12 protein-coding genes are annotated in these 10,765 nt (G+C 68.1%); 7 read left to right on the plus strand and 5 right to left on the minus strand.

Features of this window, described 5'->3' with window-relative positions:
• Positions 1–123 precede the first annotated feature (123 nt).
• A complete protein-coding gene (locus ACYVGN_RS10365) occupies positions 124–600 on the plus strand; it encodes a YbaK/EbsC family protein (RefSeq protein WP_460790629.1) in 477 nt (158 codons plus the stop codon).
• Between the two features lie 4 nt (positions 601–604).
• On the opposite strand, the gene ACYVGN_RS10370 is transcribed toward ACYVGN_RS10365, so the two are convergent.
• Entirely contained in the window at positions 605–1,876 is a 1,272-nt protein-coding gene (locus tag ACYVGN_RS10370) for a DUF445 domain-containing protein (protein WP_134746190.1), read from the minus strand.
• 52 nt (positions 1,877–1,928) lie between these two features.
• Here ACYVGN_RS10370 and ACYVGN_RS10375 point away from each other — a divergent pair, with 52 nt between their 5' ends.
• Positions 1,929–2,201, plus strand: a complete 273-nt coding sequence (locus ACYVGN_RS10375) for a metal-sensitive transcriptional regulator (protein ID WP_055990851.1) — start codon at positions 1,929–1,931, stop codon at positions 2,199–2,201.
• 2 nt (positions 2,202–2,203) lie between these two features.
• Here ACYVGN_RS10375 and ACYVGN_RS10380 read toward each other — a convergent pair whose 3' ends face one another.
• Genes ACYVGN_RS10380 through ACYVGN_RS10390 form a run of 3 tightly spaced genes read right to left on the minus strand, consistent with a single transcriptional unit; the run spans position 2,204 to position 5,387 of the window.
• On the minus strand, positions 2,204–3,373 hold the full coding sequence (locus tag ACYVGN_RS10380) for an acyl-CoA dehydrogenase family protein (protein ID WP_460790619.1): 1,170 nt from the start codon (positions 3,371–3,373) through the stop codon (positions 2,204–2,206).
• The gene (locus tag ACYVGN_RS10385) at positions 3,370–4,140 is read right to left on the minus strand and encodes an alpha/beta fold hydrolase (protein WP_460790621.1); all 771 of its coding nucleotides are present in this window, start codon (positions 4,138–4,140) and stop codon (positions 3,370–3,372) included. The genes ACYVGN_RS10380 and ACYVGN_RS10385 overlap by 4 nt, the downstream gene beginning before the upstream one ends.
• 26 nt (positions 4,141–4,166) lie before the next feature.
• Positions 4,167–5,387, minus strand: a complete 1,221-nt coding sequence (locus ACYVGN_RS10390) for an MFS transporter (protein WP_327040473.1) — start codon at positions 5,385–5,387, stop codon at positions 4,167–4,169.
• A gap of 412 nt (positions 5,388–5,799) precedes the next feature.
• On the opposite strand from ACYVGN_RS10390, the gene nrdH reads away from it, so the two are divergent.
• Genes nrdH through nrdF form a run of 5 tightly spaced genes read left to right on the plus strand, consistent with a single transcriptional unit; the run spans position 5,800 to position 10,463 of the window.
• A complete protein-coding gene (nrdH, locus tag ACYVGN_RS10395; protein WP_055990842.1) occupies positions 5,800–6,033 on the plus strand; it encodes a glutaredoxin-like protein NrdH in 234 nt (77 codons plus the stop codon).
• A gap of 50 nt (positions 6,034–6,083) precedes the next feature.
• Positions 6,084–6,518: a class Ib ribonucleoside-diphosphate reductase assembly flavoprotein NrdI gene (gene nrdI, locus ACYVGN_RS10400; protein ID WP_055990839.1), complete on the plus strand. Its 435-nt coding sequence runs from the start codon at positions 6,084–6,086 to the stop codon at positions 6,516–6,518.
• Positions 6,497–8,659, plus strand: a complete 2,163-nt coding sequence (gene nrdE, locus ACYVGN_RS10405) for a class 1b ribonucleoside-diphosphate reductase subunit alpha (protein ID WP_055990835.1) — start codon at positions 6,497–6,499, stop codon at positions 8,657–8,659. The genes nrdI and nrdE overlap by 22 nt, the downstream gene beginning before the upstream one ends.
• 18 nt (positions 8,660–8,677) lie before the next feature.
• On the plus strand, positions 8,678–9,496 hold the full coding sequence (locus ACYVGN_RS10410) for an NUMOD3 domain-containing DNA-binding protein (RefSeq protein WP_460790624.1): 819 nt from the start codon (positions 8,678–8,680) through the stop codon (positions 9,494–9,496).
• Positions 9,489–10,463: a class 1b ribonucleoside-diphosphate reductase subunit beta gene (gene nrdF / locus ACYVGN_RS10415; protein WP_055990831.1), complete on the plus strand. Its 975-nt coding sequence runs from the start codon at positions 9,489–9,491 to the stop codon at positions 10,461–10,463. Before ACYVGN_RS10410 ends, nrdF begins: the two co-directional genes overlap by 8 nt.
• A gap of 80 nt (positions 10,464–10,543) precedes the next feature.
• Here nrdF and ACYVGN_RS10420 read toward each other — a convergent pair.
• Positions 10,544–10,765 (minus strand): hypothetical protein (locus ACYVGN_RS10420; RefSeq protein WP_460790627.1); only part of this gene is annotated, 222 nt, incomplete at its 5' end.

Genomic DNA, 10,765 nt, shown 5'->3' on the forward strand with positions numbered 1-10,765 from the left:
TGGGAGAGTAGGACACCGCCGGACTTCCTTTACGAGAGGGCCACCCAACGCTGGGTGGCCCTCTTGCGTTTCACGCCCCTCCGCCTGCGCGGAGGGGCGTTCTGCGTTTCTAGACTGGAGCGCATGCCCACCGAACTCCATCCGCGCAGCGTGCTCGTGTCCCAGCGCCTCTCCGAGGCCGGGATCGATGCGGAGATCGTCGTGCTCCCCGACGCGGCCGCCACCGCAGCCCAGGCCGCGGTCGCTCTTGGCGTGGAGGTCGGGGCGATCGCGAACAGCCTCGTGTTCTGGTGCGACGATGCCCCGCTGCTGGTGATGACGAGCGGTGCGCACCGGGTCGACACGGCCGCACTGGCACAGCGGCTCGGCACGGGGCGCATCCGGCGCGCGACGGCCGATCAGGTGCTCGAGGCGACCGGTCAGGTGATCGGCGGCGTCGCTCCGACGGGCCATCCGGCGCCGATCGCAACGATCGTCGACGCCGATCTCGCGCGGTTCCCGCAGCTGTGGGCCGCCGCCGGGACGGCGCACACCGTCTTCCCGCTGACCTTCGACGAGCTCGTGAGGCTCACCGGCGGGCGGGTGGAGCGCGTCGACTGACGGCTCAGCCGAGGAGGGCGTGCGCGATCGTGAATATCACGAGCCCCGCGAGCGCGCCGACGACCGTGCCGTTGAGCCGGATGTACTGGAGGTCGCGGCCCACCATGAGCTCGATCTTCTCCGTCGTCTCCTGCGGGTCCCAGCGCTCGACCGTCTCGGTGATGAGCGACGCGATGTCGCTGCGGTAGCGCTCCACGAGGAACACGGCGGCGTCGGTCACCCAGTCGTCCACGCGCGAGCGCAGGGACGGCTCGTTCTGCAGGCGCTCGCCGATCTCGACGAGCGCATCCCGCGCGCGCGTCCGCAGTGCGCTCCCGGGCTCGTCGAGCTCACGCAGCAGCCCCTGCTTCGCGGCGCCCCACGCCTCGGCCGCGAGGCGGCGCACGCGTGGGCTGTCGAAGAGCGTCGCCTTGGCCTGCTCGAGGCGGTCGCGGGTGACCGGATCGTGCTGCAGGTTGAACGCGAGTCGCGCGAGGTAGTCGTCGATCGCGCCGCGGGCCGGGTGACGAGGGTCGGCGCGCAGCGCGCCGACGAACGCGACGGCCTCGTTGTACACCGTGTGGTCAACGAGCCGCGCGGCGATCGACGGGACCCACGAGGGCAGGCGACGCGACACCAGGCCCTGGAACACCTCCGGGTTCGCGTCCAGCCAGGCCGCGACCGTGTCGGCGGCCAGATCCACGGCGCCGTGGTGCGCCCCCGTGTCGATCACGCGTTCGAGCCATCCGCCGAGCGGCTCGCCCCACCCGGGCTCGATCAGGTGCTCCCGCGCCAGCGACTCGATGACATCCTGCACGTCGTCGTCGCTCAGCGCGCGCAGCACGCCCTGCGCCATGGCCGCGCCCTCGGACGCCACCCGCTCCGCATGCTCGGGCGCGCGCAGCCAGGCTCCCAGGCGCGCGGCGATCGGCGTGGAGGCGAGCTTGCGCCGCACCACCTCGGCCTCGAGGAAGTTCGTCTCGACGAACTCGCCCAGGTTCCGCCCGATCTCGTCCTTGCGGGTCGGGATGATCGCCGTGTGGGGGATGGGCAGCCCTAGCGGCCGGCGGAACAGCGCCGTCACCGCGAACCAGTCGGCCAGGGCGCCCACCATCCCGCCCTCTGCCGCGGCGCGCAGGTACGCCAGCGCGGGCATCCGGTCCTGGAGCGCGAAGCCGACGACGAACAGCACGGCCATGAAGATCAGCGCCCCCAGCGCGACCGCCTTCATGCGCCGGAGCGCGAACAGGCGCTCCTGGTCCGCAGCCGACAGGAGCTCCACGGGGGTGCGTGCCATGTCGGCCATCCTCGCACGCCCCTCCCGGTCAACCCGGCGTACGCTCGTGAGCGTGATCGAAGACATCCAGAAGCGCGCTCTGCATCGCACCCGCATCCTCGAGGGGCAGATGCGCGGTCTCGGCCGGATGATCGAGAACGAGGACTACTGCATGGACATCATCACGCAGTCCCGTGCGATCCAGCGTTCGCTCGAGTCCCTCAACCGCCTGCTGCTGGAGAACCACCTGCGCACCCACGTGACGCACATGTTCGAGCACGGCGACGCCGAGCGCGAGCAGGCCGTGGCCGAGCTGCTGCGGGCCTTCGACTTCGACGGGCGCTGACCTCAGCCCTCGAGCGGGCCCAGCCAGGCCGTCGCGACGGTGGCGTGCGCCGACTCGGGGTCGGACGGATGGAACGCGCCCGCGAGCACGTCGCGGTAGAGACGCGACAGCTCGCTGGCCGCGAAGAACGACGAGCCGCCCGCCACGAGCATCGCGTCGTCGACGACCTGCTTGGCGGTCGCGGTCGCGCGGTGCTTGAGCCCGGACAGCAGCGAGAACCAGCGGGCTCCGTGGTCCACGCGCTCGTCGACGTCGCGGGCGATCGACGCGAGCTGGGGCGGCAGCGCGTCGTACGCCAGCGCCATGCCCGCGATGCGCCAGCGGATGTCCGGATCCTGGCTGTACGGGCGACCGGTCTTCTTCGATCGGCGCGCCTGCGCGGCGGCGACCGCGAGGTCCAGCGCGCGATGCGCGATGCCCGTGTAGACCGACGCGAGCAGCACCTCGAACACGCTGAAGATGCCGAACACGATCGGGTCGGGGTTCGGGCCGGCGGCGACGCGTCGCACCACGCGGTCGGCGGGAGCCACCGCCCCGTGCAGCTCGGTGGTGCGGCTCTGCGTGCCGCGCATCCCGAGCGTGTCCCAGTCGTCGCGCGTCACCACGCGCTCGTCGCGCGCCAGGAACGCGTAGACGAGCTGCGGCGCGTCGGGAGAGGAGGTGTCGAGACCGTGCACGCCGAGCTGGGTCCACACCGGGGCGAGCGACGTGAAGATCTTGGTGCCCGTGAACGCGTAGGAGCCGTCGTAGAGCGGGGCGGCCTCGGTGTCGCTGCCGAACAGCACCAGGTCGTTGCCGGCCTCGCTGATGCCGAACGCGAAGACCTCGCCCGCCGCGGCGCCCTCCTGCACGAATCGCAGATCGTCGATGCCGCGATCCTGCATGACCTTCGCGACGCCGGTCCAGACCAGGTGCATGTTGATTGCGAGCGCCGTCGCGGGCGCCGCCTCCGCGAGACGCTGCTGCAGCGCCGAGACCTCGGTGAGCCCCAGCCCCAGCCCGCCGCGATCCGCGGGCACCAGTGCGCGCAGGTATCCGGCGTCGCGCAGCTCGGCGAGGTCCTCGTCCGGGAAGACGTTGTCGGCGTCCACGCGGGCGGCGCGCGAGCGGATCCGCTCGACGAGCTCGTCGGTCAGGACGTCCCGCGGATCGAAGGCGCCGGCCCCGGTCACCGCGCGATCACCTCGCGCAGCGCGCGCATGGTCGTCTCGGGCTTGTCGCGATGCGGGGAGTGCCCGGCCCCGCGCACCACCGACATGGTGAGGGCGGGGTTCGCACGCAGCACCTCGTCGGCCAGCTCGCCGTCGAAGATGCTGTAGACGTCGGGGTCCGAGCCGATCACGTGCGTGGGCACGGTGAGGCGGGCGGCTGCCTCGCGCACGTCCCACGGGCTGTTCTGCGCGCTGGTCTGCTCGACCGCCCAGCGGCTGCCGCGCGCCACAGCGTCGACCTTCAGCTCGATGTCGTGCGGGTGCCAGTGCGGGTGCTCCTCGCGCACGGCCTCGGCACGGTTGTCGGCGAACGCGCGCTCCTGGCTGCGGCGGACGATGCCGGCGTCGCGGTCGCGCAGGAAGATCGCCGGGTCCACGAGCACCAGCCGGCGGGTCCAGTCCGGGGCGTCCGCGGCGGCCAGCGTGCTCGACGCCCCGCCCAGCGAGTGGCCGACGACGAGGTCCCAGGCGTCCCCGCCCTCGGGCCGCGCGCCGCGGAGGTCGGCGGCGTACGCGGCGATCGTGTAGTCGAGGGCGCGCGGCGCGTCGCCGTGCCCGCGCAGGTCGACCGCGGTGGCCGACCAGCCGTCCTCCGCCAGCGCGACGCCGTAGCGCCACATCAGCGCGCCCGACGAGCCCAGGCCGTGCACCAGCAGCACGCGGCGCGGCGACGACGGATCGCCCCAGTGCAGCCGGGGCAGGGTCACGGGAGCGGGACGTGCGGTCATGCGCCCAGCCTATGCAGGCAGGACCGTCACGTGATCACCGGCACCTGCTCGGTGTCGGGGATGGGGGAGGCGTCGCGGTGCCGCAGGTCGGGGAAGCCGCGATGGAACACGGCGGCCACGACGGCGGCCAGCACGACCATCCCGATGCTGACGTAGTAGGCGCCGACCGGACCCGTGCCGTCGATCGCGAACCCGCCGATCATCGAGCCGAGCGCGGCCCCGATCAGCTGGCCCGTGTTGATCCAGCCGTACGCCTCGGCGGTCTCGCTGAACTTGACGCTCGCGGACGTGGCGGCCAGCATCGAGGCGAGGGCCGGCGCGAAGCCGACACCCGCGACGAACAGGGCGAAGCCGAGCCACCACGGGTTGCCCAGCCACACGAGCGTCAGGGCGCTGCCGAGCGCGACGATGCAGAGCCGGCGCGCCGTGGACCACGGGCTCATCGGGATGCCGCCGGAGCCCAGGCCGCCCGCCAGGCTGCCGAGGGCGTACGCCGCGAGCACCAGCCCGGACTCGAGACCGCCCTCGCCGAAGGTCGCGACGATGCCGGTCTCGATCGCGGCCGTCGCGCCGATGAACAGCAGGCCGATCGAGGTGGTGAGGATCACGGTCGGCTTGCGCAGGACGCGTCCGAACGCCGCCCGGCTCCGCGGGATGCGGACGCGCCCCACCTCGGGGGAGAAGATGAACCAGGCGCCGCCCAGGAGCGCGATGAGCACGACGGCCAGCAGCGCCACCACGGACGAGATCTGCAGCGCCAGGAACGTGACGAGCACGGGAGCGACGACCCAGATCAGCTCCTGCAGCGAGGCGTCCAGCGAGTACAGGGCGGTCAGCTGCCGCGAGTTGACCAGCTTGGGGTAGATCGTGCGCACCGCGGACTGGACCGGCGGCGTCGCGAGGCCCGCGATCAGGCCGAGCGCGACGAGCACCGGCACGGGCAGCGGCGCCAGGGCCAGGGCCGTCAGGGTCGCGGCGTACACGAGCGTGAGCAGCGAGAGCACGGGGCGCATGCCCCAGCGGCCCATCCAGCGGCTCGTGATCGGGCCGGCGACGGCCTGGCCGATCGACATGGCGGCGAGCACCGTCCCGGCCGCCCCGTACGAGTGGGTCATGTGCTCGATGTGGATGAGGATGCCGAGGCTCACCATGCCCGACGGGAACCGCGCCGTGAGCTGGGCGGCGATGATGCGGATGACGCCCGGCGTGCGGGCGAGCTCGCGATAGGCGGAGGCGGAGGACGACACGTCCTCACGCTATCTCGCCGGACCCGTGGGAACGCCCGATGAGCGGGCCATCCGAGGGTGCTCCCGGGCCGTTGCGGAGCGCCCGATCGCGACACGCCGCGACACGCCGAGGGGCCGATTCCACACCCTGTGGGATGTCGGAGGCCCGCCCTAGCGTTCCATCTGTGGAGAGGCGGTCTCGTGCAGCGCGCGAACCGCGATTTCCCGGCCATCGCGGGGCGCTCGCACGGGGTCCCGCCTGTGGACGGATCGGTGGATGGACCTGTGGTGGAGCGGTGGAGAACGGTGGAAAATGACAACCGTGTAACTACTAGTCCTAGTGGTGACCCTCAATGTCCGCACCCATATGTAGTATTGAGGTCCCGGCGGAGGTGCGCCGGGCAGCACACGTAACAAGGGGGAAGAAAGCGCCATGGCGATCACGGTCTACACGAAGCCTTCCTGCGTCCAGTGCACGGCCACGTACCGCGCGCTCGACTCGAAGGGCATCGACTACGAGGTCCTCGACCTCTCTCAGGACCCGGCCGCTCTCGAGCAGGTCAAGGCCCTCGGCTACATGCAGGCTCCCGTCGTGATCACGGACGAGGACCACTGGTCGGGCTTCCGCCCGGACAAGATCGACGAGCTCGCCGCCCGTCTCGCCTGAACGGCGCTCGCGCGCCCTTCGACGAGAACGGCGACCGAGAGGGAGATGAGATGACCGCCGCGACAGTCGCCGACACGGAGACTCCGCTCCTGGTCTACTTCTCGAGCGTGTCCGGCAACACGGCGCGTTTCATCGAGAAGCTCGGGAAGCCGGCCCGGCGCATCCCTCTCCACCGCGGCGACGAGCCCCTCGTCGTCGACGAGCCCTACGTGCTCGTCACCCCCACCTACGGCGGGGGAGACGGGCGGGGAGCGGTGCCGAAGCAGGTCATCCGCTTCCTGAACGACGAACGCAACCGCCGGGGGATCCGAGGGGTCATCTCGGCCGGCAACACCAACTTCGGCGAAGGCTTCTGCATCGCCGGCGACATCATCAGCCGCAAGTGCCACGTGCCCCACTTGTATCGGCTCGAACTCTTCGGCACACCCGACGACGTCGATCGCGTCAGCGACGGATTGGAACGATGGTGGAAGCAGCAGCGGTGACCACGGAAGCCGACTTCAAGCACAACGCGAAGTTCGAGGGCCTGGACTACCACGCCCTGAACGCGATGCTGAACCTGTACGACGAGAACGGGAAGATCCAGTTCGACGCCGACAAGCGCGCCGCACGGGAGTACTTCCTGCAGCACGTCAACCAGAATACGGTGTTCTTCCACTCGCTCCGCGAGCGGCTCGACTACCTGGTCGAGAAGGAGTACTACGAGGCCGCGGTCATCGAGAAGTACCCGTTCGAGTTCATCGAGAAGCTCAACGACTTCGCCTATGGCAAGAAGTTCCGCTTCGAGACGTTCCTCGGCGCCTTCAAGTACTACACGAGCTACACGCTGAAGACCTTCGACGGCAAGCGGTACCTCGAGCGCTTCGAGGACCGCGTCGTCATGACGGCCCTCGCGCTCGCCGACGGCGACCAGGACCTCGCGTGGAACCTCGTCGAGGAGATCATCTCGGGCCGCTTCCAGCCCGCGACGCCCACGTTCCTCAACGCCGGCAAGGCGCAGCGCGGCGAGCTCGTCAGCTGCTTCCTGCTGCGCATCGAGGACAACATGGAGTCCATCGCGCGCGGCATCAACTCCGCGCTGCAGCTCTCCAAGCGCGGCGGCGGCGTGGCCCTGCTGCTGTCGAACATCCGCGAGGCCGGCGCGCCGATCAAGCAGATCGAGAACCAGTCCAGCGGCATCATCCCGGTCATGAAGCTGCTCGAGGACTCGTTCAGCTACGCCAACCAGCTCGGCGCGCGTCAGGGCGCGGGCGCGGTGTACCTCTCTGCGCACCACCCCGACATCATGAAGTTCCTCGACACCAAGCGCGAGAACGCCGACGAGAAGATCCGCATCAAGACGCTGTCGCTCGGCGTCGTCGTGCCGGACATCACGTTCGAGCTCGCCAAGAACGACGAGGACATGTACCTCTTCTCGCCGTACGACGTCGAGCGCGTCTACGGTGTGCCCTTCGGCGACATCTCGGTCACCGAGAAGTACCGCGAGATGGTCGACGACCCGCGCATCAAGAAGACCAAGATCAACGCGCGCAAGTTCTTCCAGACGCTCGCCGAGATCCAGTTCGAGTCGGGCTACCCGTACATCATGTTCGAGGACACGGTGAACCGGGCCAACCCGATCAAGGGCCGGATCAACATGTCGAACCTCTGCAGCGAGATCCTGCAGGTGAACACGCCGACGACGCTCAACGAGGACCTCTCGTACGACCAGATCGGCAAGGACATCTCCTGCAACCTGGGCTCGCTGAACATCGCGCTCGCGATGGACTCGCCCGACCTGGGCAAGACCATCGAGACGTCGATCCGCGCGCTCACCGCGGTGAGCGACCAGAGCCACATCCGCTCGGTCCGCTCGATCGAGGACGGCAACGACAAGTCGCACGCCATCGGCCTCGGCCAGATGAACCTGCACGGCTACCTGGCCCGCGAGCGCGTCTACTACGGCTCGGAAGAGGGCATCGACTTCACGAACATCTACTTCTACACGGTGCTGTTCCACGCGCTGCGCGCGTCGAACAGGCTCGCGATCGAGCGCAAGCAGGTGTTCGACGGGTTCTGGGAGTCGAAGTACGCCTCGGGCGAGTTCTTCGACAAGTACACCGAGCAGGCTTGGGTGCCGCAGACCGAGAAGGTCAAGGAGCTCTTCGCCGGCCACCACATCCCCACGCAGGACGACTGGCGCGAGCTGAAGGCCTCCATCCAGGAGCACGGTATCTACAACCAGAACCTGCAGGCGGTGCCGCCGACCGGCTCGATCTCGTACATCAACAACTCGACGTCGTCGATCCACCCGATCGCGTCGAAGATCGAGATCCGCAAGGAAGGCAAGCTCGGCCGCGTCTACTACCCGGCGCCGTTCATGACGAACGAGAACCTGGACTACTACCAGGACGCGTACGAGATCGGCTACGAGAAGGTCATCGACACGTACGCGGCGGCCACGCAGCACGTCGACCAGGGCCTGTCGCTCACGCTGTTCTTCAAGGACACGGCGACGACCCGCGACATCAACAAGGCTCAGATCTACGCGTGGAAGAAGGGGATCAAGACGATCTACTACATCCGCCTGCGTCAGATGGCCCTCGAGGGCACGTCGATGGATCAGTGCGTCAGCTGCACGCTCTGACCTAAGGATGCGGTTCTGTTGACCGAGATCTCCCGTACGTCGCGAAACGCGGGCTGGCCATTCGCCGGCGTCGTGTACGGCGTGCGGGAGATCGGGTCGACAGAGTATCGCTACGTCGGCATGACGACACGAACGGTCTCTTCCCGGCGGAAGCAGCATTTCAAGGCGGCGAGAGAAGGACGCAAACGTCCTGTGTACGACTGGCTCCGCAAGTACGAGAACCCGGAATCGGTGTACTTCGAGTCGCTGGAGCTGGTGATGAGCGATTCGTTGACAGATCTATTCCAGGCGGAGCGGCGCTGGATCGCTGCTCTCCGAGACCGCGGTGACCGGCTCCTCAACCTCACCGACGGGGGAGACGGCGTTCGAGGCTACGTCTGGACGGAAGAACAGCGACGGGCCGCGGGCGAGCGGGCTCGCGGGCGACCCACGGGAGTCCACCGACGGGGCCCCGATTCGCCGAACTGGGGGCGACGACTGCACAGCGATGAGCAACGTGCGCGTTGGTCGGACATGAGGAAGGGATCCATCACCGGCGAACTCAATCCCAACTACGGCAAGTTCGGCCCAGCTCACCCCAGCTACGGTCGCAAGCGCTCGGATGAAACCCGAGCCCGCCTATCCGAGCAGAAGCGGGGTGAGCGAGACCCGAACTTCGGCAAGACCATGAGTGAAGAGGGTCGGCGACGACGATCCGAGAAGCTCAAAGGCAGGCCGATGCCCAGCAGTCGACGAAGCGCGCACACCCGTCACCACACCAACAAAGGCGTGTTCAAGGACACCTGCGATCATTGCCTCGACGACATGAAGAATCTGAAAGGGAGCACCGATGAGTGAGAAGCTGCAGCTTCTCGACCACGTCCAGGCAATCAACTGGAACCGGATCGAGGACGACAAGGACGTCGAGGTCTGGAACCGGCTCACGGGCAACTTCTGGCTGCCCGAGAAGGTGCCGCTGTCGAACGACATCCAGTCGTGGAACACGTTGACGCCAGGTGAGCAGCAGCTCACGATGCGTGTTTTCACGGGCCTCACGCTGCTGGACACCATCCAGGGCACGGTGGGCGCCGTCTCGCTCATCCCGGACGCACTGACCCCGCACGAGGAGGCGGTGTACACCAACATCGCGTTCATGGAGTCGGTGCACGCGAAGAGCTACTCGTCGATCTTCTCGACGCTGTGCTCGACGCAGGAGATCGACGAGGCGTTCCGCTGGTCGATCGAGAACCCGAACCTGCAGCGCAAGGCGCAGATCGTCATGGAGTACTACCGCGGCGACGAGCCGCTCAAGCGCAAGGTCGCCTCGACCCTGCTCGAGAGCTTCTTGTTCTACTCGGGCTTCTACCTGCCCATGCACTGGTCGAGCCGCGCGAAGCTCACCAACACGGCCGACCTCATCCGCCTCATCATCCGCGACGAGGCCGTGCACGGCTACTACATCGGCTACAAGTTCCAGAAGGGGCTCGAGAAGGTCGACCAGGCCAAGCGCGACGAGATCAAGGACTACACGTTCTCGCTGCTCTACGAGCTCTACGACAACGAGGTGCAGTACACGCAGGACCTCTACGACCAGGTCGGCCTGACCGAGGACGTCAAGAAGTTCCTTCACTACAACGCCAACAAGGCGCTGATGAACCTCGGCTACGAGTCGATGTTCCCCTCGAGCGTGACCGACGTGAATCCGGCGATTCTGTCGGCCCTGTCGCCGAACGCTGACGAGAACCACGACTTCTTCTCGGGCTCGGGATCGTCGTACGTCATCGGCAAGGCCGAGGTCACAGAGGACGAGGACTGGGACTTCTGAATCCGACTTGATCGGAGTCGCTGGAGGGCTCGCCTGCGTGTAACGCGGCGGGCCCTCTGGCTTGTCCTTGAGGCGATCGATCAACGCGGCTTCCGCGACGCGGCTATCGCTGTCGCCAGAGCCGTGATCACGAGGCAGGGAATCCCCACGACGGTCGAAGCAAGTTCGGCAATGGACCGTGCGGCCTGCAGATCGGTGCTCATGAAGAGTTCACTGGCCTCGCTCCAGGCGAGGTCAAGTCCCCGGTAGTGGTGTAGCCGTGTCGTGATCCTTCGGTGCTGGGTCAGGCGCTGAGTTCGAGG

The organism is Microbacterium lacusdiani, assembly GCF_054779895.1.